This is a genomic window from Pseudoalteromonas sp. MTN2-4 (genome assembly GCF_042848605.1).
Classification (GTDB): domain Bacteria; phylum Pseudomonadota; class Gammaproteobacteria; order Enterobacterales; family Alteromonadaceae; genus Pseudoalteromonas.
This window is the reverse complement of the sequence record NZ_BTGK01000003.1, coordinates 69916-94495: the sequence shown is the minus strand read 5'-3', so window position 1 is coordinate 94495 and position 24580 is coordinate 69916. Positions and strand designations below refer to the sequence as shown.

The following is a 24580-nucleotide window of genomic DNA, read 5'->3' as shown; positions in this document are numbered from 1 at the left end:
GCAACTGAAACTATTAAGAAATCTTACAGTTTGAAGACGAACAAAGTTTTCTATGCAAACTATAAAATAGAGACATGCAATATCTTGAAATTAGGCTTTCAAGGTATTTTGGAGACAATCGATGCAAGAAAAGCAACATATTGCTGTTATCGGCGCTGGGATCATTGGGCTTTGTAATGCGAAAAGTCTAACTGATGCTGGCTTTTCAGTCACATTATTTGATGAACACGGTATTGCAGAAAAATGTTCTAAAGGTAACGCCGGTCACTTCGCTACAGAACAAGTTTTCCCACTTGCACAAGCGAGTTTATTACCAAAACTTCCTAGTATGTTGTTAAATCCAAAAGGCGCTTTAAGAATAGATTGGTTATATCTATTCAAAGCCTTACCTTGGTTCACTCGCTTCCTAATCAATATGTCTAAGTCAAAATTTAGTGCGCATACCAAGGCACTTAGGCAATTAAACGAAGCCTCATTACCTGCATATAAAACTTTATTAGGTGAGGAGAATTTCGAAAGGTTGGTCCATGTAGATGGCAGCCTACTCAGCTTTGAACATGAAGATTTTAAACTGGCTGCGTCTATCGCTGAATCATTTCGAGCTAATGGCGTTGTAGTTAAACACTTAAAAGCTGATGAGGTTTTTGAACTAGAATCAAGTCTAAGCAAGAACATTAAACAAGCTTTATATTTTACTGAGGTTGGCCACAGCGTTGACCCATATGACTTATGCCAAGCTATATATAAAATGTCAGAGTCTCAGGGCTTAGTATTTAAAAAAGATAAAGTGACACAAATTATCCCGAACAAAAATGGCGTCATGATAGAGCTCGCATCAGGTGCTAAACATCAGTTTGCAAAAGTGGTAGTTTCAACCGGCGCTTGGAGCAAACCTTTAGCAAAACAACTTGGTTTTAAAGTACCGATAGATACCGAGCGTGGTTACCATGCCATGGTTGATAATTCGACTTGTTTGAAACGTCCTGTTGCTTCAGCCGATAGACAATTTATTATTACCCCCATGAAGCAAGGGCTTAGACTAGCAGGGACAGTCGAGTTTGCAGGACTAGAAGCAACTGAAAACATGACAAGAGCAACCATGCTTTTAGATCACGCTAAAGCGCTAGTTAACGGTATCGAAAAACAAACCGTTAAAACCACGTGGATGGGTCATCGCCCTTCTCTTCCTGATTCATTACCTGTATTAAATACAGCACCCAATAATAAAAATATTGTATTTGCCTTTGGCCATCAACATTTAGGTCTGACCCAAGCGGCAATTACGGCAAAAATCGTCTCACAACTTTGCTTAGGTGAGAAAACTAGCATAGATTTAACCCCCTACAGAATAGACAGATTCTAGGAGCAAAATATGAAGCCATTAGGCGTTGGTACGAAAACCAAACAAGAAGCTTTAGAGTCATTACAAAATATGACTCATGACTTAAAGCCAATTAGCATCGAAGAATACCAGCAGCGTATTGAAAAAGCGCAGCGCTATATGCAAGACAACGATATTGCAGCTTTATATTTGAATGCAGGCACGAATTTAAAATACTTCACCGGAATGCAGTGGTATGCCAGTGAGCGCATGGTCGGTGCTATATTACCAGCAAAAGGCGATGTACAATTCATCGCGCCTTATTTCGAAATTGGCACACTATTAGATTACCAAGTCGTTGAAGGTCCGATTCACGGCTGGCAAGAGGAACAAAGCCCTTACCAATTATTTTTAAACGTGCTTGAACAGTATGGCATTGGCTCTGATGCTAAAGTTGCCATTGATGAAAGTGCAGCGTTTTTCATTTTTGATGGTATTCGTAACCTTGCTCCTTCTCTTAAACTAATTAACGGTAAAGAAGTCACTGCGCATTGTCGTATGCATAAATCAGACAACGAATTAAAGCTTATTCAACGTGCTATGGACATGACTTTAGAAGTACATAAGACAACGGCGAGCATGTTGCATGAAGGGATCACCACGACAGAAGTTGAAGCTTTCATCAACGAAGCCCATAAAAAAGTGGGCGCTCCATCAGGAAACTACTTCGTCATTGTACTGTTTGGTAAAGCAAGCTCGTTTCCCCATGGTGTGAAAGATCCGCAGACATTAAAAGAAGGTGATGTGGTTCTGATTGATACTGGCTGTAAAGTACATGATTATCTATCGGATATCACCCGCACATTTGTTTTTGGTGATGCTACAGAGCGCCAAAGAAGTATGTGGAAACATGAGAAAAATGCGCAAGCTGCTGCATTTGAAGCGGCACAAATTGGTAATACTTGTGGCGATGTAGATAAAGCAGCAAGAGATTATTTAGCGTCAGTTGATCTTGGTCCTGATTATCAAACACCTGGGTGTCCACATAGAACAGGCCATGGTATCGGCTTAGATATTCATGAATGGCCTTACCTTGTAAAGAATAACCCGCAACTATTATCACCAGGCATGTGTTTTAGTAACGAGCCTATGCTTGTGATCCCTGATGAGTTTGGTATTCGCCTTGAGGATCATTTCTATATGACGGAAAACGGCCCTAAATGGTTTACCGAGCCAAGTCATAGTATTGATGATCCATTTGGAATGGAAAAATAGAAAAATTATAAAAACATTTTAGATGTAATGTTAAGCAAACCAAAGGAAGCATTCGCTTCCTTTTTTTATTTTACGTTATACAATGTATATACGTTTTATATATGGAATATATAATGGGTATTGTAAAAATTTCAGATGAACTACACGAAGAAATTCGTACAACGTCGTCAGTTATGTCTCGCTCTATCAACTCACAAGCCGAATTTTGGATAAAAATAGGTCGCTTATGCGAAATGCATCCTGACAAAACATTTAACGAGTTAATTCAACAAGAGCTCATGTTACAGCGACAAAAAGAGGCATCACTGAATGAATGAAGTTACCATTAAATCGGTAGATGAAATTGCACTGATGCGAGAATCAGGCAAGTTGCTCGCCCAAGTGTTCAAAATGCTCGATAATTTCATCAAACCCGGGGTTTCAACGCTAGATATAGATTCGCAAGTAGAAAGCTATATCGTTAATGAATTAAAGGCGCGCCCTGCTTCAAAAGGACAATACGGATATCAATATTGTCTAAATAGCTCAATTAACGAAGTAGTCTGTCACGGCGTACCTAGTGCAAGCCAGATTTTAAAAAGCACCGATATCGTCAATATCGACATTACCTTAGAGAAAAATGGTTTTATCACAGACTCAAGCAAAATGTATGTCATGCCAGATGCTAAACCTGATGCCAGAGAACTGGTCAAAGTCACAACTGAGGCGATGTGGTTAGGTATAAAAACTGTAAAGCCAGGTGCAAAGCTAGGAGATATTGGATTTGCAATACAGAATTATGTGAGTAAATTTGGCTACACGGTTGTAAAAGAGTATTGCGGCCACGGTATAGGCCGAGAAATGCATGAAGAGCCAAATGTTTTACACTATGGCCGCCCTAACACTGGCCTAACTTTAAAAGAAGGCATGACTTTCACCATTGAACCAATGATTAACCAAGGCACAGCTCGAGTTAAAACAAAGAAAGATGGTTGGACTGTAGTAACTAAAGACAGAAAACTTTCAGCACAAGCTGAACACACTATTCTTGTCACAAAAGACGGTTTTGAAGTACTCACACTTCGCGAAGGAGAACAAATTTAAGTTGTTTATAGACTTTTAGCTTTTAGCTTTTAGCTTTTAGCTTTCAAAATTCTAGATACAAAAAAGGCTCCCTTAGGAGCCTTTTTTAAGCGAAGTTAGATTACCAACCCGCTTTTTCTTTAAGTGCAACACCGATGTCAGCTAGTGAACGAACAGTCTTAACACCTGCAGCTTCAAGTGCAGCGAACTTCTCATCAGCTGTACCTTTACCACCAGAGATAATTGCACCAGCGTGACCCATGCGCTTACCTGGAGGAGCTGTAACACCAGCGATGTATGAAACAACTGGCTTAGTTACGTTGTGCTTGATGTACTCAGCTGCTTCTTCTTCAGCTGTGCCACCGATCTCACCGATCATTACGATAGCTTCAGTCTGCTCGTCTTTCTCGAACATCTCAAGTACGTCGATGAAGTTAGTACCAGGAATTGGGTCACCACCGATACCAACACACGTTGATTGACCGAAACCTGCGTCAGTTGTTTGCTTAACTGCTTCATAGGTAAGCGTACCAGAACGTGATACGATACCTACTTTACCTGGTTTGTGGATGTGGCCAGGCATGATACCGATTTTAGTTTCACCTGGAGTGATAACACCTGGGCAGTTAGGACCGATCATACGAACGCCAGTTTGCTCAAGCTTCTCTTTCACGTCAACCATGTCTAGTGTAGGAATGCCTTCAGTGATACAAACGATCAGCTGGATACCGGCATCGATTGCTTCTAGGATAGCATCTTTACAGAACGCAGCTGGAACGTAGATTACTGATGCAGTTGCGCCAGTAGTTTCTACAGCTTCACGTACAGTGTTGAATACAGGAAGACCTAGGTGAGTTGTACCACCTTTACCTGGAGAAACACCACCAACCATCTGTGTACCGTACTGGATAGCTTGCTCTGAGTGGAAAGTACCTTGACCACCAGTGAAACCTTGACAGATTACTTTAGTATCTTTGTTAATTAAAACAGACATTATTTGCCCTCCGCAGCAGCAACTACTTTCTCAGCAGCGTCAGTTAGAGACTCAGCTGCAATGATGTCAAGATCAGAGTTAGCAAGAACTTCACGACCTAGTTCAGAGTTAGTACCTTCAAGACGTACAACAACTGGTACGTTTACACCAACTTCTTTAACAGCGCCAATGATACCTTCTGCGATCATGTCACAACGTACGATACCACCGAAGATGTTAACTAGAACTGCTTTAACATTGTCATCAGAAAGGATGATCTTGAATGCTTCAGCAACACGCTCTTTAGTAGCACCGCCACCAACATCTAGGAAGTTAGCTGGCTTACCACCGTGTAGGTTTACGATGTCCATAGTACCCATTGCTAGGCCTGCACCGTTAACCATACAACCAACGTTACCGTCTAGCGCAACGTAGTTTAACTCGAAGCTTGCTGCGTGAGCTTCACGTGCGTCTTCTTGTGAAGGATCGTGGAATTCACGGATCTTAGGCTGACGGAATAATGCGTTACCGTCTACACCGATCTTACCGTCTAGACAGTGAAGGTTACCAGCATCTGTGATTACTAGAGGGTTGATTTCAAGAAGTGCGAAATCGTGATCGATGAACATGTTCGCAAGACCAAGGAAGATCTTAGTGAACTGTTTAATTTGTGCAGGAGTTAGACCTAGTTTGAAGCCTAGCTCACGACCTTGGTATGCCTGAGGGCCTACTAATGGATCGATTTCTGCTTTGTGAATTAGTTCAGGTGTTTCTTCAGCAACTTGCTCGATTTCAACACCACCTTCAGTTGAAGCCATGAACACGATTTTACGTGAAGCACGGTCTACAACAGCACCTAGGTATAATTCATTTGCAATATCAGTGCAGCTTTCTACTAAGATTTTAGCAACTGGCTGACCTTTTTCGTCTGTTTGGTAAGTTACTAAGTTTTTACCTAACCAGTTTTCTGCGAATGCGCGGATTTCGTCTTTGCTGTCAGCTAGTTTTACACCGCCAGCTTTACCACGTCCACCTGCGTGCACTTGACATTTAACAACCCACTTGTCACCACCGATTTTACCAGCAGCTTCAACTGCTTCTTGTGGTGTATCACAAGCGAAACCTTCAGATACAGGTAAACCATAGTCGGCAAAAAGTTGTTTTGCCTGATACTCATGCAAATTCATGATGCTTTATCCAATTTCTTATACTATTAAAGCTATTTATGAGTTCATAAACAGCTATCCCAAATTGCGCCCCTAGTATAGATCCCAAGGCTAAGTATGAAAACCCTAGTTAGACCAAAGCCGCAAAAAAAAAGCTGTATGATGTGTCATACAGCTTAATATCTAAACAATAACGATTATACGTCTAGAAGAAGACGCGTTGGATCTTCAAGAAGTTCCTTAATTGTTACCAAGAAGCCTACTGATTCTTTACCATCGATTTGACGGTGGTCGTAAGAAAGCGCTAGGTACATCATAGGTAAAATTTCAACTTTACCGTTTACAGCCATAGGACGCTCTTGGATTTTGTGCATACCAAGAATTGAAGACTGAGGTAAGTTGATGATAGGTGTAGAAAGTAATGAACCGAATACACCACCATTTGTGATAGTGAAGTTACCGCCTGTCATATCGTCAACAGTTAGTTTGCCGTCACGACCTTTAAGTGCTAATTCACGAATACCCTTCTCGATTTCAGCTACTGAAAGCTTATCGCAGTCACGAAGTACAGGTGTAACTAGACCACGTGGAGTAGAAACCGCGATGCTGATATCAAAATAGTTGTGGTAAACAATGTCATCACCGTCGATTGACGCATTTACTTCAGGGAAACGCTTAAGTGCTTCAGTTACTGCTTTAACATAGAAAGACATGAAACCTAAACGGATACCGTGACGCTCTTCAAATACATCTTTGTATTGCTTACGAAGGTCCATGATTGGCTTCATGTTAACTTCGTTGAACGTAGTAAGCATTGCTGTTGAATTCTTAGCTTCAAGAAGACGGTTAGCAATTGTTTTACGTAGACGTGTCATAGGTACACGCTTCTGTGAACGGTCACCTAAAGGCGCTGCAGGTGCCGATGCCGCTGCTGGTGCTGCAGCTGGCTTAGCTGCTGGTGCTTTAAGGAATGCATCAACGTCTTCTTTCGTGATACGACCACCTTTACCTGTACCTTTGATCTGTGAAGAATCAAGGCCTTTTTCAGCGATTAAACGACGAACTGAAGGTGTTAATACGTCTGAAGACTCATCAGAAGCTGGTGCCGCGTCTGCAGTAGGTGCCGCCGCTGGAGCAGAAGCGCCAACAACGATATTACCAATCACTTGTTCGCCAAGTACAGTTTCACCTTCAGCATGGATCTGCTCACCCATCACACCGTCTTCAGGTGCAACAACTTCTAGTACAACCTTGTCTGTTTCGATATCAACAAGGTTTTGGTCACGACTTACCGCTTCACCAGGTTGAACATGCCAAGTTGCAATTGTAGCGTCTGCTACTGATTCTGGAAGTACAGGTACTTTAATTTCCACGTCTTTACCTTCTGTTGCTGCAGCAGCTACTGGTGCAGCTTGTTCATTTGATTGTTGAGCTGGTGCAGCAGCTTCGCCAGCAGCACCAAGTTGAGCAATCACTTGCTCGCCTAATACAGTTGCGCCTTCATCTTCAGAGATAGAAACAATGACACCATCTTCTGGTGCAACTACCTCTAGAACAACTTTGTCAGTTTCGATGTCAACTAAGTTTTGGTCGCGTGATACAGCGTCACCAACTTTAACATGCCAAGTCGCGACAGTAGCGTCTGCTACTGACTCAGGAAGAACTGGAACCTTAATTTCGGTTGTCATCTCTTATCCCTTATTTCTTAATTGTTAATGCGTCAGCAACTAACGCGTTTTGTTCTTTAGTATGAGTAGACATATAACCACATGCTGGAGCAGCTGAAGCCTTACGTCCTGCGTAAGAAAGATTTGCACCTGCTGGGATTGCTTCCCAGAAGTGGTGTTGAGAACAATACCAAGCACCTTGGTTTTGTGGCTCTTCTTGACACCATACGAAATCTTTAACATGTTGATAGCGAGACATGATGTCTTCCATTTCCTGATGGGGGAATGGATATAGCTGTTCAACACGAACAATAGCAACATTGTTTAATTCAAGCTTACGACGTTCTTGAAGTAGCTCGTAATAAACTTTACCGCTACAGAAAACCACTCTTTCAACATTTTCAGGATTGATATCGTCAATCTCGTCAATCATGTTGTGGAAAACACCTTCCGAAAGCTCTTCTAGAGAAGAAACAGCTAGAGGATGGCGTAATAGTGACTTAGGCGTCATAACAATCAGAGGACGACGTAAAGGTCGAACTGATTGACGACGAAGCATTGCATAAACTTGCGCTGGTGTTGAAGGAACACACACCTGCATATTATGGTCAGCACATAGTTGTAGGTAACGCTCTAAACGTGCAGAACTGTGCTCTGGACCTTGGCCTTCGTAGCCATGAGGAAGAAGCATAGTTAAACCACATAAACGACCCCACTTTTGCTCGCCTGAGCTTAAGAACTGGTCAAATACAACCTGAGCACCGTTAGCGAAGTCACCAAATTGCGCTTCCCAAAGAACCAGTGAAGTAGGCTCTGCTGTTGCATAACCATATTCAAACGCTAATACAGCTTCTTCAGATAAAACTGAATCGTAAACTTCAAATGCGCCCTGACCTTCACGAATATTCTGTAGAGGTAAGTAAACAGATGCATCTTCTTGGTTGTGAACAACAGCATGACGGTGGAAGAAAGTACCACGGCCAGAATCCTGACCTGTCATACGGACGTCTGTGCCTTCATCAACTAAAGTTGCATATGCTAAAGATTCAGCCATACCCCAGTCTAGTAATTTATCACCGCTCGCCATTGCTTTACGGTCGTCATAAATTTTCTTAACACGAGACTGAGCTTTGTGGTTTTCTGGATAAGCAGCAAGCACGTTTCCAAGCTCTTTCAGCTTCTCAACAGACACTTTAGGATCGTAAGCTACATCCCAATCATGACCTACAAACTTAGACCAATCAGACGAGTGCTTAGTTTCTTCTTTTACTTCTTCAACAACACATACACCGTTGTCTAAGCCATTACGGTATTCATTAGCAAGCGCTTTTGACTCGTCAGCAGAAATTACACCTTCAGCAGCGAGTTTGTCTGCATAAAGCTGACGAGGAACTGGGTGCTTTTTGATCTTCTGATACATCAGTGGTTGAGTTGCATTAGGCTCATCTGCTTCGTTGTGACCGTGACGACGGTAACAAACTAAGTCAATAACAACATCGCGTTTAAACTGATTACGGAAATCAAGTGCTAGCTGAGTTACAAACGCCACTGCTTCTGGGTCATCAGAATTCACGTGGAAGATTGGTGCCTGAACCATCTTTGCGATGTCAGTACAATAATCTGTAGAACGAACATCTTCTTGCTTAGATGTTGTGAAACCAACCTGGTTGTTTACAACGATTCGAACTGTACCACCTACACCAAATGCACGTGTTTGTGATAAGTTGAATGTTTCCTGAACAACACCTTGACCAGCAATTGCAGAGTCACCGTGTATAGTAATAGGCAGTGCTTTAGAACCATTCTTACAACCTAAACGGTCAAGACGTGCTCTTACTGACCCCATTACTACAGGATTAACGATTTCAAGGTGAGATGGGTTGAATGCAAGCGCCATATGAACATCGCCGCCGTTGGTAGCGAAGTCAGACGAATAACCCATGTGATACTTAACATCACCGGAACCTGCTAGTTCACCGTATTTGCCAGCAAACTCATCGAAAAGAACCTGTGGATTTTTACCTAGTACGTTTACAAGAACGTTCAAGCGACCACGGTGTGCCATACCAATTACAGCTTCTTCTTGGCCGCTTTCACCGGCACGATGAATAAGCTCTTTAAGCATAGGTACTAATGCATCACCACCTTCTAAAGAGAAACGTTTTGCACCAGGGAATTTTGCACCTAAATACTTTTCAAGACCATCAGCTGCAATTAGACCTTTAAGAATTCTAAGTTTAGTTTCTTTGCTAAATTGAGGCTGTGAGAAGGTAGATTCTAAACGTTTTTGTAACCAACGTTTTTCTTCTGTAGAAGTGATATGCATGTATTCAGCACCAACAGAACCACAATAAGTGGTTTTCAAGGCTGCATACAAGTCTTTTAGTTTCATTGTCTCTTTGCCACAAGCAAAAGAGCCAACGTTAAATTCTTTGTCTAAGTCAGCATTATCTAGATCATGGTAAGACAAATCTAGATCTCTAACACGTTCACGTTGCCACAAACCTAACGGATCAAGGTTTGCATTTTGATGGCCTCGGAATCTAAACGCATTGATAAGCTGTAGTACCCGTACTTGTTTAGCATCTGTAGTACCAGCTGCTGCAACAACTACTTCTCTGTGTTTGTTTTTCGCAAGTTCAGCAAATTGTGCTTTCACTTCTGAATGTTTTACATCAACATCCACACCATCAACTTTAGGAAGTTGATCAAACACCTCACGCCATTCTTCTGGCACTGAAGTCGCATCGTCTAGATACGCTTCATAAAGCTCTTCTACATAAGCTACGTTTCCGCCATATAAATGCGAAGATTCTAGCCATGCCTTCATCACACCTTCGTGCATTAATTAGCCCTTTTTATTCGCGCAGAAATTAAACTAAAACAAGATGGCATCTGCAGATGCCATCTTGTGGATTTAACTATGGATTAAACCGAACGATTTAACAACATAGATTTAATCTGACCAATGGCTTTAGTTGGATTCAAGCCTTTTGGACATACGCTTACACAGTTCATGATACTGTGACAGCGGAATACGCTAAATGCATCATCTAAATCTTTCAGACGCTCTTCAGTCGCAGTATCACGGCTATCCGCTAAGAAACGGTAAGCGTGTAATAGACCTGCAGGACCGATGAACTTATCTGGATTCCACCAGAATGAAGGACAAGATGTTGAACAACAAGCACATAAAATACACTCATAAAGACCATCAAGCTTTTCACGATCTTCAACACTCTGAAGACGCTCAATACCGCCTGTTGGCTTATCATTAATTAAGAAAGGTTTAACTTTCTCATATTGAGTGTAGAACTGAGTCATGTCGATAACGAGGTCACGAATGACTGGTAAACCTGGTAAAGGACGTAAAATAACTTTGTTGCCCTTTAATGCAGATAACGGAGTAATACATGCAAGGCCATTTTTGCCGTTCATGTTTAAACCGTCAGAGCCACATACCCCTTCACGGCAAGAACGACGGAAAGAAAGTGTTGGGTCTTGCTCTTTTAATAATAAAAGTGCATCCAAAACCATCATATCACGGCCTTCTTCTACCTCGAGTTTATAATCCTGCATACGTGGCGCATTGTCCACATCAGGGTTATAACGATAAACAGAAAATTCTAATGTTGCCATCGTTAACTCCTAGTAAGTACGTGCTTTAGGTGGGAATGCTTCACGCGTAGTCGGCGCAAAGTTTACATCACGTTTAGTCATCACATCTGACTCTGGGTGATGTAATGAGTGACATAGCCAGTTTGCATCGTCACGCTCTGGGAAGTCAAAGCGAGAGTGAGCACCACGGCTTTCAGTACGGAAGTTTGCAGCTACGGCTGTAGAGTAAGCAGTTTCCATAAGGTTGTCTAACTCAAGACATTCGATACGTTGTGTATTGAAGTCTGACGACTTATCGTCAAGACGCGCGTGCTTAAGACGCTCACGAATAGCTTTAAGCTGCTCAAGACCTTCTGCCATTGAGTCACCTTCACGGAATACCGAGAAGTTAAGCTGCATACACTCTTGTAAATCTTTCTTGATTTGCGCAGGATCTTCACCTTTACCAGGTTCAGAGTTTTCCCAACGATTAAAGCGAGCAAATGCTTCGTCAATGTTATCTTGCGTCGCATCACCTGTAGACTCGAAGTCTTTCAGGTAAGTACCTAAGAAGTTACCTGCTGCACGACCGAATACAACAAGGTCAAGTAGTGAGTTACCACCTAGGCGGTTTGCACCATGTACAGATACACATGCAATCTCACCAACAGCGAATAAACCTTCAACGATGCGCTCGTCACCGTTTTCATTCACGTTTAGTACTTGACCATTTACGTTAGTCGGTACACCACCCATCATGTAGTGACAAGTTGGGATTACAGGAATTGGCTCTTCTGCCGGGTCAACGTGCGCGAATGTCTTAGACAGGTCACAAACGCCAGGAAGACGTAGATTAAGCATTTCAGCACCGAGGTGATCAAGCTTAAGTTTGATATGTGGACCCCAAGGACCTTCACAACCACGACCTTCACGGATCTCAGTCATCATTGCACGTGCAACAACGTCACGACCTGCTAAATCTTTAGCATTTGGCGCATAACGTTCCATAAAGCGCTCGCCGTCTTTATTTAGAAGGTAACCACCTTCACCACGACAACCTTCAGTTACAAGTGTACCTGCACCAGCAATACCCGTTGGGTGGAACTGCCACATTTCCATGTCTTGCATAGCAATGCCTGCACGAACTGCCATACCAACACCATCACCAGTGTTAATGTGTGCATTCGTTGTAGACGCATAAATACGACCAGCACCACCTGTTGCAAGTACAACAGCTTTTGATTTGAAGTAAACAACTTCACCTGTTTCAATACAGATGGCTGTTACACCAACAACGTCACCCTTGTCGTTTTTAACAAGGTCTAACGCATACCACTCAGAAAATACGTTGGTTTTGTTTTTAACGTTTTGTTGGTAAAGACAGTGAAGAAGTGCGTGACCTGTACGGTCAGCTGCAGCTGCTGTACGCGCAGCCTGTTCGCCACCGAAGTTTTTAGATTGACCACCAAATGGACGTTGGTAAACACGGCCGTTCTCGAAACGCGAGAATGGTAAACCCATGTTCTCAAGTTCTGTGATAGCTTCTGGGCCTGTCTTAGTCATGTATTCGATAGCGTCTTGGTCACCGATGTAATCAGAACCTTTAACCGTATCGTACATGTGCCATTCCCAGTTATCTTCATGAGAATTACCAAGAGCAACTGTAATACCACCTTGCGCAGACACTGTATGCGAACGAGTTGGGAATACTTTAGAGATCAGGGCACAGCTTTTGCCTGATTCAGAAATCGCAAGAGCAGCACGCATGCCAGCACCACCGGCGCCTACTACTACTGCATCAAATTCACGAACATTATATTTCACTTAAACACCCCATAAAACGAATAGACCAATTGCTACGTAAGCAGCGGCCATAAGGTTTAATACGAAACCTAAAACTGAACGCAACGCAGATGCTTTTACATAGTCTGTTAGTACCTGCCATAGACCAATGCGAGTGTGAACCATAATGCACACTAAAGTAATAAACGTTGCTGCTTTAACAAAAAGGTTTGAGAATAAACCCGTCCAAGCTTCATAAGTAAGTTCAGGGGTAAGGAATAAATAACCAACGATAAAAAATGCATATGCTGCAATGATTAACGCGGTAGCACGTAATGATACATAATCTTGTACACCATCACGCTTAAGAGTTGCTTGATTTAAGACCATATCCACACTCCAGCTAGAATTGCAACGATTACCCAAAGTGCAATCGCAATTTTAGCGCTGCTATTGCCCGATTCTAATTCTTCCCAGTGACCCATGTCTTGGATCATGTGGCGAATACCACCAATTAGGTGATATGAAAGCGCCGCGAAGGTGCCCCATGCAATGAATTTTGCAATAAAGCCAGTGAATAGCTCTTTTACAAATTCAAACCCTTCAGGAGAAGAAAGAGACTCAGACCAAGCCCAGATAACAAATGTTAAAGCAATGAACAATGCCACACCCGAAATACGGTGAAGGATTGATGCTTTAGCAGTTGCTGGCATAGATATAGTCGTAAGATCTAGATTTACAGGTCTTTGCTTTTTCACAGTTACTTGCCCATCTTGCCCACATAAGGAGCTTCATCTACTTGTTTTTATAAAACCATTTATACCGAATGTATAAATGACACACTCTAAGTAAACCTTTTTTGCAACAGAAACGAATTTTTGTTGTAAAAATAGGTTTACCCACAGACGACATGGTATTAAACCGCATACAGTATATAAGGCCGAGAGTGCTTTTACAATTCTTGTTTAGATTGAGAAGCTTGCGAATTAGCCAATGGTATAATATTTAAACTCGAGTAGAATATTTATTATCCATTTTTGCATAATCCTTATAAAAATTGACTTTATACCCCTGTTATACGTTAAAATGATCTGAATTTGCTTAACATTAGTATCACAACATAACAATCGACATTGTTATTTCATAGGAGATAAATAGATGGCAGATAAAAAAGCCACAGTCCATATTGATGGTCATGATCCAATCGAACTTCCAATTTACTCTGGCACTGCTGGTCAAGACGTAATTGACGTTCGTACCTTAGGCGCTCACGGCCACTTCACATATGACCCAGGTTTTATGTCTACTGGCTCTTGTGAGTCATCTATTACCTACATCGATGGCGGTAAAGGTGTTCTACTTCACCGTGGTTACCCTATCGAGCAGTTAGCTGAGAACTCAAACTACATCGAGTTATGCTACTTACTTCTTAATGGTGAACTTCCTACAGAAGAACAACATGCTGAGTTCGCAGAAGAAATCACAACCAACACTATGATGCACGAGAAGATTGCTGCTTTCTTCCAAGGTTTCCGTGTAGATTCACACCCAATGGCTATGCTATGTGGTGTTGTTGGTGCACTTTCTTCATTTTACCATGACGACTTAGACATCTCAGATGCTGACCAGCGTCACCGTAGTGCGGTTAAACTAATCGCTAAGCTGCCTACTATCGCGGCTATGTGTTACAAGTACAACATCGGTCAACCATTTGTATACCCACGTAACGACCTAAGCTATGCTGAAAACTTCCTTCACATGATGTTCTCAGTACCAGCTGAAAAGTATGAAGTAAGTCCTGTTCTTGCTAAAGCAATGGACCGTATTTTCATGCTTCACGCTGATCACGAACAAAACGCTTCAACGTCTACTGTTCGTCTAGCTGGTTCTTCTGGTGCAAACCCATATGCATGTATCGCTGCAGGCATCGCTTCACTATGGGGTCCTGCTCACGGTGGTGCAAACGAAGCATGTTTAAACATGTTAGAAGAGATCGGTTCAGTTGATCGCATTGACGAATATGTTGCTAAGGCGAAAGACAAGAACGACCCATTCCGTCTAATGGGCTTCGGTCACCGTGTTTACAAAAACTTCGACCCTCGTGCAACAGTAATGCGTGAAACATGTCACCAAGTACTTGAAGAACTAAACATTCAAGATCCACTTCTAGACGTTGCTATGCGTTTAGAGCAAATTGCGCTTGAAGACCCATACTTCATCGAGAAGAAACTTTACCCTAACGTAGACTTCTACTCAGGTATCATTCTTAAAGCAATTGGTATTCCAACAAGTATGTTCACAGTGATCTTCGCCATGTCTCGTACTGTTGGTTGGATTTCACACTGGGATGAGATGCTTTCTCAGCCTGGTCACAAAATTGGTCGTCCTCGTCAGCTTTACACAGGCTACACACAGCGCGACTACAAAGCAAAATCTGAAAGATAATGCTTTAACATTTAAAAAAGGCCGCACTCGCGGCCTTTTTTATTGTTATAATTTGAAAAATTTTAACTTAATCTCTTTAGCATGTGCCCTATCTCTGAACTTAGAAAACAGTTCCCTATCTTTAACACTTCTAACAATGAAGACTTTTTTATCTATCTTGATTCAGGTGCTACCAGCCAAAAACCAAGACAAGTTATCGAGAGTGTAGATTCTTTTTATCGCGAGCAAAATGCAAATGTACACAGGGGTTTACACACGCTAAGTACTCAAGCCACCTCGGCATTTGAGCAAGCCCGTGAAAAAGTCGCTAATTTTCTAAATGTTCAGAATAAAGAAATTGTTTGGACTTCAGGTGCGACAGATAGCATTAATATTATTGCTAATGGTATTAAAGCACAGCTTAACCCTGGTGACGTGATATGCGTGTCTGCTTTGGAGCACCACGCAAACATTGTACCTTGGCAAGAGTTATGTAAAGAAAAAGGTTGTATTCTTAAAGTTTTACCTATCACAAAATTAGGGATCTTAGATTTAAAATCATCTGTTGAGCTAATTTTCGAACAGAAGCCAAAAATAGTGGCCATAAGCCACGCTTCAAATGCCTTAGGAAATATTCAACCCGTAGAGAAAATTATTCAAGCAGCTCATAAAGTTGCAGCAACTACAGTTGTTGATGGCGCACAAGCCTTTATGCACCTTCGTCCTGATCTTAGTAAACTTGACTGTGATTTTTATGTGTTTTCTGCACATAAGGCATTAGGACCGACAGGATTGGGAGTTTTGTATGGTAAATATGACCAATTAAATGCCCTTAATCCTTTAAGATTTGGTGGGGAAATGATTAAAGAAGTTTCGTTTGAACAGACATCATTTCAAGATGCACCAAGCAAGTTTGAGGCAGGTACTCCAAATATTTCAGCTGTTATTGGTTTTTCAGCAGCGCTCGATTTTTTAAATTCAATTGATCACAAAGAATTGCAACAATACGAGCAAAGGCTTTATAACTATTTGCTAACTCAGTTGCGCAGCATTAATGACATTATCATTTATGGTGATACTGAAAATAATATTGGCACAGTGAGTTTTAGATATAAAAATGAACACCACTTTGACCTGGCAACATTTTTGAATGGCTATGGGATCGCAATACGCAGCGGTCACCACTGTACACAGCCTTTAATGAAGTCACTTGGTATCGATGGCACAATCCGTGTAAGCCTGGCTTTTTATAATAATCGTGACGACATTAATGCGTTTATTCACGCATTAAAAGAGTCCATTGACTTACTTGAAATCTAAAAAAATGACGTATAACGAATTTAAAGAAAAACTCTCTAATTTAAAATCTTGGCAACTAATGTACAGAGAGATCATGTTACTTGGTAAAAGCTTACCAGAAATGCCTGAGCTACTAAAAACAGACGACGTTTTGATCAAAGGCTGTGAAAGTAAAGTCTGGCTGAGAGTTGAATTGAGCGATGATCAAATCCTTGTTTTGATTGGTGATTCTGACACGCGCATTGTCAAAGGTCTAATGGGACTAATTATGCTTATGCACCAAGGTAAAACGCCTGAGCAAAGCTTAGATATTAATACCTACCATGAGTTTGAACAGCTGGATTTGATCAAGCATTTAAGTCCATCAAGAGGCAACGGTATCAAAGCCATTGCTGATACAATTCATGAACAAGTAAAACAGTGGCTTTAAGCCGCCACTGTTTTTTTCTTTTTCTCTAAATATTTTTTTATCGCTTTTGATGAAGCAAAAAAGCCAAAACTGGCTGTGACCATAGTGGCAGAGCCAAACCCTGTCGCGCAGTCCATATTCTTTGCCCCCTCAGTGCCCTGCTTTGCTAAACAAACTTCACCATCAGCTGTAGGATAAGCCAATTGCTCAGTTGAATATACACAGTCCACTGCAAATTTACGCTTAGGGTTCGTGGTGAAGTTATACTTTTTACGTAATAAGTAGCGAACTTTAGCCAGTAGTGGATCTTGCGTCGTTTTCGCCACATCACCATATAGAATTTGACTTGGATCTATTTGGCCACCAGCACCACCCGTTGTGATAACTGGAATTTTGTTTCTTTTACAATGCGCGATCAAGGCTGCTTTTTCATTTACCGCATCGATACAGTCAATAACATAATCAAAGCTAGTAATATATTCACGAATGTTCTCTAGCGTTAAAAAATCATCAATGAGTTGAACATCGCATTCTGGATTAATTTGTTTAATGCGCGCGGCCATAGCTTCAATTTTTTGCTCACCCACAGAGTCAGTCATTGCATGGATCTGACGGTTGATATTGGTCACACAAATATCATCCATATCAATCAGAGTGATTTTACCAACACCCGTACGTGCTATAGACTCTGCAACCCAGCTCCCGACACCGCCAATACCAATGACACAGAAATGTGCTTCACCTAGCCAGGTCAAAGCTTGCGCACCATATAAACGGCCGATGCCACCAAATCGTAATTGTTGCTCTTCTGTCATGTTACCAATCTAAGTTCAAAGGCGCTTTCCATTGTCGAAAAGCATCTGTTGTTACTAGTTTATTAAACTCTTTACCTGAATCAGGCAAATAAGAAAAATACTTATCTTCTCCTTGCCATTGAAACGACAAGGCAAAGGCATGTAAATATACTCTATCGGAAGACGAGGCCGAATAAGCAGTATCCCCAAATATTGGGCTTGAGATACTTTTCATCGCCACTCGCAGCTGGTGCGTTTTACCAGAGAGTGGCTTTAATATCACCCCTCGTAACCCATGACCGAGGCTTGTTGAATAAAAACGCGTGACAGCAGGGTTCTTTGATGTTTTCTCGAGCTTATAGGTACCACGCCTTGACGCTGACATATCACCTTTTATCCAGCCTTGTTTCTTCTTCGGTTTGCCTTCAGTGATCGCGAGATAAAACTTATCTACCATTCGATTTGAAAATAGCTCAGTTAGCATAGCCGCTGCTTGACTCGATTTAGCCAAGATGATTAAACCTGAGGTGACCTTGTCTAACCTATGGACTGGATAGAATTTGGATGCTTGCTGAGTTTCTAAAAGCGCAACAAACCCTGCCCCCTGCTCAGAATGAAAACTAAGCCCTGCAGGTTTTACCGCAACGATAAAATCATCTTCGTCAGAAATAACTTCAAGCATCGCCACTCAGAATGTTATTAACTCGAACCAAGTCTTCAGGGGTATCAACACCTGCGTAAACAGGTTTACATGCTTTGGTAATTTTTATTTGATAACCGTGGTATAGAACGCGCAACTGCTCAAGTGACTCATGAATTTCTAATGGCGAAATAGCAAGATTTAGATACTCAGCAATAAAACCTGCTCTATAAGCGTAAATACCAACATGCCTCTGAAAGTGCTGCAGAGGAATGGCTTCTTTTTTCGCTAGCATGCTGTCTCTTTGAAAAGGTATTGATGCGCGAGAAAAATATAAAGCGTTGTTATTCACATCTTGAACCACCTTTACAGCATTCGGATTATAGACTTCTTCTTCGTCTTCAATATCCACACTTAACGTCGCCATAGGTGCTGTAGAATTAAATAATAGCTCTGCAACTTGGTCGATATTTTCAGCTTCTAATAACGGCTCATCGCCCTGAACATTGACAATAATGGTGTCTTTATCTAATGATAATTTTTCAACCACTTCTGACAACCTTTCAGTACCAGACTGATGATCTTCTCTGGTCATCAATACATTGTCTGTAAAGTTTTTTGCTCTTTCAAATACAGCATGATGATCTGTTGCGATATAAACCGCAGCAGCCTTTGATTTGCATGCTTGCTCATAAACTCTTTGAATCATTGGCTTACCACAGATATCAGCCAAAGGCTTGCCTGGTAAACGAGTAGACGCGTAACGCGCGGGAATAACGACTACGAATTCCACTGCTCTACCTCATCAGCAGAAAGCTCACGTGCTTCATTTTCTAATAGAACTGGAATATCATCATTTATAGGGTATGCAAGCTTAGCCGCTGTACTGATCAACTCTTTATTTTCTGCATCGTACTGTAACTTTCCTTTAGTTACCGGACACGCAATGATCTCTAGTAATTTTCTATCAAATGCCATGTGTAATACCCTTTTGTTTTAATAATTGATTGATCTTTTCAATCAATTCTTTGGTTAGTGTGGCGTCTACTTTTAAGTAATACCAATTATTTTTTGCAAACTGCTGACATTTTACGGCATCTTTTTCCGTCATAAATACAGCGTTTGAATCTGTGTCTGTAAAATCTTGTTCAGTATATGCGTGATGATCACGGTAATGCTTACATTCAGTAAGCTTTTTACCGAGCGCTTCAAGACTGCTTTCAAATCGTTCAGGAGAGCCGATGGCACTGACAGCAATTCCCTCGGTCGGTGTGTTTTCAACAAACTTTTTATTCTTTACGCTATAAAAACCTGACGCCGCTAACTGATAAGAGAAAAGGCTATCGCCGCCATTCTCAATTGCCAAATCAACACTTTCAATACGTGAAGGTAATTCACGCAATGGCCCCGCAGGAATTAAAAAACCGTTTCCGAAACGCCTTTTAGAGTCGATAATACAAAACTCAATAGCTCTTGGCATTTTATAATGCTGCATACCATCATCAGAAACAATCACATCTACTTTGTATTTTTTTTTAAGTACTTTATAACTAGCTTCTCTATCTGCTCCTATCACTACAGGGCATTGTAAGCGAGTATAAATTAGAAAAGGTTCATCACCGGCTTCTTCTACTGTCGAGGTACTTGATAATTCATATGGATAAGCAAGCGCCTTAGCACCATACCCTCGGCTTATTACACCGACTTTTAGCCCCATACTTTCTAAATGCGGCACCAACCATAATACAAACGGAGTTTTTCCATTTCCACCAATGCCAATATTACCCACAACTATAATTGGAATATCAGCCTTAAATGATTTTATAATACCGAGTTTGAAAAGGAGTTTTCGAACACTTGATAGCATTAAAAATAGGCAACTTAATGGCGAAAGAAGCCAAGTCATCAGTGACTTTTTTTTATACCAAGATGATTCTATATAGCTCATAGTTATTCGCCATATTGCATTTGGCAAAGCGCTGCATACGTGCCTTTATGCTCAAGTAACGATTTATGGTCGCCCTGCTCAATCACTTTGCCTTTATCGAGGACATAAATACAATCAGCATTTTCTATTGTTGATAGTCTATGTGCGATAACAATTGAGGTTTTTTCTTTCATCAGTTCATCAAGGGCGGCTTGTATTAAACGTTCAGATTCAGTATCGAGTGCTGAAGTAGCTTCGTCTAAAATCAAAATCGGCGCATCTTTGACGATTGCGCGTGCTATTGCAATACGTTGTCTTTGACCACCAGACAACATCACCCCATTTTCACCTACCACTGTGTTAAGACCATGTGGTAAGTCTTTTACAAACTCCCAAACATGGGCTTTTTTGGCTATTTCGATGATTTCTTGTTCGGTCAAAACCCTATCAGCACCATAGCAAATATTGTTTGCTAGCGTATCATTGAACAACACTACTTGCTGCGAAACAATCGCAAATTGAGCTCTCAGATCTTTAAGCGGGTAATCTGCAATATTGTGATCATCTAATAAAATTTCACCCTCTGTGAATTCATAGAAACGAGGAAGTAGAGATGACAGTGTCGATTTACCAGAGCCAGAACGACCAACTAAAGCGATACTTTCACCTGCTTTTATCTTTAATGACAAGTTGCTTAGAACCGGCTCATCCTTCGTAGGGTAAGTAAAGGTGATGTTGTTAACTTCAATGTTGCCTTTCGCATTGCCTAGCTTTCGCGTGCCCGCATCTTTTTCAATGTCTAAATCTAAAATTTCAAAGATACTCTGCGCCGCAGTTATACCACGTTGCAATTCAACATTCACATTCGCTAGTTGTTTTAATGGCTTTAACATCATCATCATTGATGACAAAAGAACCACAAACGTGCCTGAAGTGATAGTATCGATAACACTTGGCATTGCAATAATGGCTAAGATTAATGCCATCGCCCCTGCCGCCAAAAATTGAATGACAGAGACACTAATTGCTCGAGTTGCATCCATTTTCACTCGTTGTTGGCGGTTTTGGTTATTTACTTGGGCGAAATTGGTGATTTCTTTATCTTGACCACCATAACCGTGGATCACTTTATGACCAGCCAACATTTGCTCTGAGCCACGAGTTACCCCGCCCATAGCGTCTTGAATATTTTTCGAGATTTTTCTAAAACGTTTTGCCACCACACCCACAATTATTGCAACAATTGGAATAACAGTTAAGAATATAGACGATAATTTCCAGTTCGCTTCGAACATAACGTAAAGCAAGAAAACGACAAATGCGCCTTCTCTGATTATGACTTGTAACGCTTTTGTAATGGCTTGCTGAACCTGTTCAGTGTCAAATGTGATCTTAGATATTAGCTCACCATTTGAGTGCTGATCATGAAATGAAACAGGTAAAAACAACATATGTTCAAACAGTTGTTGTCTGAGTTTTTGTACGACCCTCGAGCCAACATAACTTAAACAATAAGAAGCCATGAAATTAAATACGCCGCGAGCTAACACAAGCAAAATTACAACAACAGGTGCCCAAGTTAATACTTCTGTATTTCTTGATGTTAAACCATCGTCGATAAATGGCTGCATTAAGCGAATAAACTGAGCGTCCATCGCCGCATACCCCAGCATACCAATGAATGAAAATATGGCTGCTAGTTTAAAATCATACGTATATGAAAAAAGACGTTTATAAATTTGCTTTGCATTATGCTTTGCACTGGTTTGCATAGAAGCTCTCAACTACTTAATAACCTTGCTATTGTACTTCTCAAACGCATAAAACTAAATGCTCTACTTCAAATAACCCAGACTACAGATAATAAATCTAGCTATAACACTTGCTTTAGGCGCTAAATCCGATGAATTAAGCTACAACCAATGATGAACATTCATGAAAATGTTTCATTTTACCTCAAAGCTACAGCCGTATTTAAACTCGAAATTAAAATCTATATCGATGCTTTACCCAAAAGTTAGTTTTTTCTCTTGACTGTTCTACTTCGTAAGAATCCGCAAAGAATTTAATGGTAATTTGTCCGGAATGTGCAGTGTCTAATATGTTTATGTTCAGAGAAGAATAACGTTCTTCAATTGTTTTATGGGGTAAATGCCAAGGTGAAAAATAGTTTCTTGAAATTATGCCTAAATCTGGTTTAACAACTTCTAAAAACTTTATACTTGAAGATGTTTTACTACCATGGTGAGGCACAAGTAAGATATCTGACCTTAATATTTGATCATATTGTTCAACAAGTCTTCTTTCTGCTTCAAATTCAATGTCACCTGTTAATAAAATACTTCCACTAGGGCCTGTCACTTTAGCTACACATGAATTGTTGTTATCAGAGTCCATGTTTTCAATGGGCCAAATAGTTTGAATACTTATGTTTTTCATTTCTATATTCTGAATATGGCAGAGATTTAACGGATCTCCATTATGAAAAGTTCTTAATGAAGCAAAATTATCAAATGTATAAAGCTCATCAAGGCCCCCACTGTGATCTTTATCATCATGGCTAATGATCGTGTGCCTTAGCTCTAACCCTCGCGCCTTTATCTCAGGTAAAGTGACACGTTCAAACAGTGAATAAAAGTTAAAGTATTTTGCTCCTAGATCATACAAGAATGCTTGATTATCAGACGCAATGAGGACTGATGTTCCATGACCCACATCCATCACATCAACCTGCCATAGAGGGGTCGAAACGGCATAACTGGATACCAATGAAAATGCTGGTACAAGTGAAAATACCCTGTAGTGTTTGATTAGTAGGAGAATCACTATCAGGTAGAATAGCACCACAGTTTCAGGTGATAACTTTGACCATCTCAGCCATGCGTAATCAAGAAGATAATGCGTTGTAATATTTAACCCAGCTGACAATAGATAATCAACAAACATAAAATCTATATTGCTATACACACCGTTAACTAATAAACATAAGATAATGTACGGGAAAATAACGATACTTAATAACGGAATCACGCATAAGTTCACAAGCAAGCCAACAATACTCACCCCATTGAAATAGAAGATGCTGAGTGGCGCTAAGCTAATTAACAAAGCAAACTGAATTAACAATAACCTCATTAAAGAATTTGAAAATAAACTGTGAACTTTTGTTTTATTCAAAACCCATACTACGGTTGCAAAACCGATAAAAGATAAATACAAACCGGGGTCGTGTAATGAGAAGGGGTTTAGCAATAACACAACAGCCAGCGCATAACTTATCATTTGAACTACTTTTACAGATCGCCCTGCGAGGAAAATATACGAGAATATGGCCACCATTAGCCAGGCTCTGATAGCTGAAACTGGAAAATTACAAAGGTAAATATACTGAAATGAAATTAATAGACTCAAAGTAACGTAGAGTTTATTAAGATTAAAACGCTGGTAACTAATCGGGAACGCACTTAGTATTATCCAAGCTGTGCCCTTTGCAACATAAAAACAAATGAAAACCAATATGCCTACATGTAACCCAGATATTGCCAGCATATGTCCGATACCAAGTTTTATTACATGATCTTTTCTGTCTTCGGGAATTGTTGATTTATCGCCGGTACTCAATCCATAGTAAAGCCAATTTAGTTCTTTTGCTTTGAAAGCCTCCCATATTTTATTTCGATAACTTTGCCTTATACTTTTTTCAGCTGAAGTACGGACTTTCAGCTCTTTAATTGTTCCCTTAAAGTAGATTTGTTTCTTAAAAGCATAAAGTTCAGAATCAAAACTATGATTATTTTTCCGTGTTCTAAAAACTTTTAATTTAGCCTTTGCTGTAACAAGGTCACCTTGGTTTAAGCTAGTATTGCCAGCTTGTATTGCTAGTTGCGCTTTAACCGTCTTATAAAATGGAATTTTTTGATTGTTTATTGCGATTAATTTCAACTCTACGAGCGAGTTTTTATGTGGTGAAATAACTTTTGTGACAATTCCGTTTATTCCACTTACTTCGTTAAGCACCCTTTTATCAAGTTTATAACTATAAAAAAGCTCAGATTGTAGGACTACAACAAAAATAGCAAAAATAAACCCTAACAATAGATTCAAAATGGGCTTAAAATAGCAACACATTACGATGAGGAATATTAGTGAGCTGTAAAACTGCCAAGTGTGAAAGTAAAATACCGCTTGAACACAGCCGTACAGAAATCCCCAGCACATCAACATTGAAGTATATGGTTGCTTGT

The 24580-nt window shown here is 40.6% G+C and carries 22 protein-coding genes; 7 read left to right on the top strand and 15 right to left on the bottom strand.

Annotation, left to right across the window (positions count from 1 at the left end):
* Positions 1–121 precede the first annotated feature (121 nt).
* From ACGHEH_RS09305 to map, 4 genes are all read left to right on the top strand, one after another.
* Positions 122–1363, top strand: coding sequence for an NAD(P)/FAD-dependent oxidoreductase (locus ACGHEH_RS09305; RefSeq protein ID WP_390444378.1), 1242 nt, complete (start codon positions 122–124; stop codon positions 1361–1363).
* 9 nt (positions 1364–1372) lie between these two features.
* Positions 1373–2596, top strand: a complete 1224-nt coding sequence (locus ACGHEH_RS09300) for a M24 family metallopeptidase (RefSeq protein ID WP_390444375.1) — start codon at positions 1373–1375, stop codon at positions 2594–2596.
* Between the two features lie 113 nt (positions 2597–2709).
* On the top strand, positions 2710–2913 hold the full coding sequence (locus ACGHEH_RS09295; RefSeq protein WP_138478613.1) for a ParD-like family protein: 204 nt from the start codon (positions 2710–2712) through the stop codon (positions 2911–2913).
* Entirely contained in the window at positions 2906–3679 is a 774-nt protein-coding gene (gene map, locus ACGHEH_RS09290; RefSeq protein WP_390444372.1) for a type I methionyl aminopeptidase, read from the top strand. Before ACGHEH_RS09295 ends, map begins: the two co-directional genes overlap by 8 nt.
* A 100-nt stretch (positions 3680–3779) precedes the next feature.
* On the opposite strand, the gene sucD is transcribed toward map, so the two are convergent.
* The 8 genes from sucD to sdhC form a co-directional block, all read right to left on the bottom strand.
* Positions 3780–4652, bottom strand: coding sequence for a succinate--CoA ligase subunit alpha (gene sucD / locus ACGHEH_RS09285; RefSeq protein ID WP_058029926.1), 873 nt, complete (start codon positions 4650–4652; stop codon positions 3780–3782).
* Positions 4652–5818 carry an ADP-forming succinate--CoA ligase subunit beta gene (gene sucC, locus ACGHEH_RS09280; RefSeq protein WP_058029927.1) on the bottom strand — a complete coding sequence of 389 codons (1167 nt, stop codon included), beginning with the start codon at positions 5816–5818 and terminating at the stop codon, positions 4652–4654. The genes sucD and sucC overlap by 1 nt, the downstream gene beginning before the upstream one ends.
* 176 nt (positions 5819–5994) lie before the next feature.
* Positions 5995–7485 carry a 2-oxoglutarate dehydrogenase complex dihydrolipoyllysine-residue succinyltransferase gene (gene odhB, locus ACGHEH_RS09275; RefSeq protein WP_390444369.1) on the bottom strand — a complete coding sequence of 497 codons (1491 nt, stop codon included), beginning with the start codon at positions 7483–7485 and terminating at the stop codon, positions 5995–5997.
* 10 nt (positions 7486–7495) lie between these two features.
* Positions 7496–10309 carry a 2-oxoglutarate dehydrogenase E1 component gene (locus ACGHEH_RS09270; protein ID WP_390444366.1) on the bottom strand — a complete coding sequence of 938 codons (2814 nt, stop codon included), beginning with the start codon at positions 10307–10309 and terminating at the stop codon, positions 7496–7498.
* An 83-nt stretch (positions 10310–10392) separates the two neighbouring features.
* Positions 10393–11103, bottom strand: coding sequence for a succinate dehydrogenase iron-sulfur subunit (locus tag ACGHEH_RS09265; RefSeq protein WP_058029930.1), 711 nt, complete (start codon positions 11101–11103; stop codon positions 10393–10395).
* A gap of 9 nt (positions 11104–11112) precedes the next feature.
* Entirely contained in the window at positions 11113–12885 is a 1773-nt protein-coding gene (gene sdhA, locus ACGHEH_RS09260; RefSeq protein WP_058029931.1) for a succinate dehydrogenase flavoprotein subunit, read from the bottom strand.
* Positions 12886–13233, bottom strand: a complete 348-nt coding sequence (sdhD, locus tag ACGHEH_RS09255; protein WP_390444363.1) for a succinate dehydrogenase, hydrophobic membrane anchor protein — start codon at positions 13231–13233, stop codon at positions 12886–12888. It abuts the gene before it with no gap.
* Complete coding sequence (gene sdhC / locus ACGHEH_RS09250) at positions 13224–13601, bottom strand: succinate dehydrogenase, cytochrome b556 subunit (protein ID WP_058029933.1); 378 nt, start codon at positions 13599–13601, stop codon at positions 13224–13226. Before sdhC ends, sdhD begins: the two co-directional genes overlap by 10 nt.
* A gap of 400 nt (positions 13602–14001) precedes the next feature.
* Here sdhC and ACGHEH_RS09245 point away from each other — a divergent pair, with 400 nt between their 5' ends.
* The 3 genes from ACGHEH_RS09245 (at position 14002) to ACGHEH_RS09235 (ending at position 16996) form a co-directional block, all read left to right on the top strand.
* Entirely contained in the window at positions 14002–15288 is a 1287-nt protein-coding gene (locus tag ACGHEH_RS09245) for a citrate synthase (RefSeq protein ID WP_058029934.1), read from the top strand.
* 81 nt (positions 15289–15369) lie between these two features.
* The gene (locus tag ACGHEH_RS09240; protein ID WP_390444359.1) at positions 15370–16587 is read left to right on the top strand and encodes an aminotransferase class V-fold PLP-dependent enzyme; all 1218 of its coding nucleotides are present in this window, start codon (positions 15370–15372) and stop codon (positions 16585–16587) included.
* Between the two features lie 4 nt (positions 16588–16591).
* Positions 16592–16996 (top strand): SufE family protein, encoded by a 405-nt coding sequence (locus tag ACGHEH_RS09235; protein WP_390445176.1) that lies wholly within the window; start codon positions 16592–16594, stop codon positions 16994–16996.
* On the opposite strand, the gene tcdA is transcribed toward ACGHEH_RS09235, so the two are convergent.
* The 7 genes from tcdA to ACGHEH_RS09200 form a co-directional block, all read right to left on the bottom strand.
* Positions 16993–17790 carry a tRNA cyclic N6-threonylcarbamoyladenosine(37) synthase TcdA gene (tcdA, locus tag ACGHEH_RS09230; protein ID WP_390444357.1) on the bottom strand — a complete coding sequence of 266 codons (798 nt, stop codon included), beginning with the start codon at positions 17788–17790 and terminating at the stop codon, positions 16993–16995. The genes ACGHEH_RS09235 and tcdA overlap by 4 nt on opposite strands.
* Before the next feature lies 1 nt (position 17791).
* Positions 17792–18451, bottom strand: coding sequence for a pseudouridine synthase (locus ACGHEH_RS09225; RefSeq protein ID WP_390444354.1), 660 nt, complete (start codon positions 18449–18451; stop codon positions 17792–17794).
* The gene (gene kdsB, locus ACGHEH_RS09220; protein WP_390444351.1) at positions 18444–19202 is read right to left on the bottom strand and encodes a 3-deoxy-manno-octulosonate cytidylyltransferase; all 759 of its coding nucleotides are present in this window, start codon (positions 19200–19202) and stop codon (positions 18444–18446) included. Before kdsB ends, ACGHEH_RS09225 begins: the two co-directional genes overlap by 8 nt.
* Positions 19190–19387: a Trm112 family protein gene (locus tag ACGHEH_RS09215; protein WP_130253800.1), complete on the bottom strand. Its 198-nt coding sequence runs from the start codon at positions 19385–19387 to the stop codon at positions 19190–19192. Before ACGHEH_RS09215 ends, kdsB begins: the two co-directional genes overlap by 13 nt.
* A complete protein-coding gene (lpxK, locus tag ACGHEH_RS09210; RefSeq protein ID WP_390444348.1) occupies positions 19377–20357 on the bottom strand; it encodes a tetraacyldisaccharide 4'-kinase in 981 nt (326 codons plus the stop codon). The genes ACGHEH_RS09215 and lpxK overlap by 11 nt, the downstream gene beginning before the upstream one ends.
* Positions 20358–20359: 2 nt before the next feature.
* Positions 20360–22108, bottom strand: a complete 1749-nt coding sequence (gene msbA / locus ACGHEH_RS09205) for a lipid A export permease/ATP-binding protein MsbA (RefSeq protein WP_390444346.1) — start codon at positions 22106–22108, stop codon at positions 20360–20362.
* A gap of 214 nt (positions 22109–22322) precedes the next feature.
* Positions 22323–24554: a DNA internalization-related competence protein ComEC/Rec2 gene (locus ACGHEH_RS09200; RefSeq protein ID WP_390445173.1), complete on the bottom strand. Its 2232-nt coding sequence runs from the start codon at positions 24552–24554 to the stop codon at positions 22323–22325.
* Positions 24555–24580: the final 26 nt, after the last annotated feature.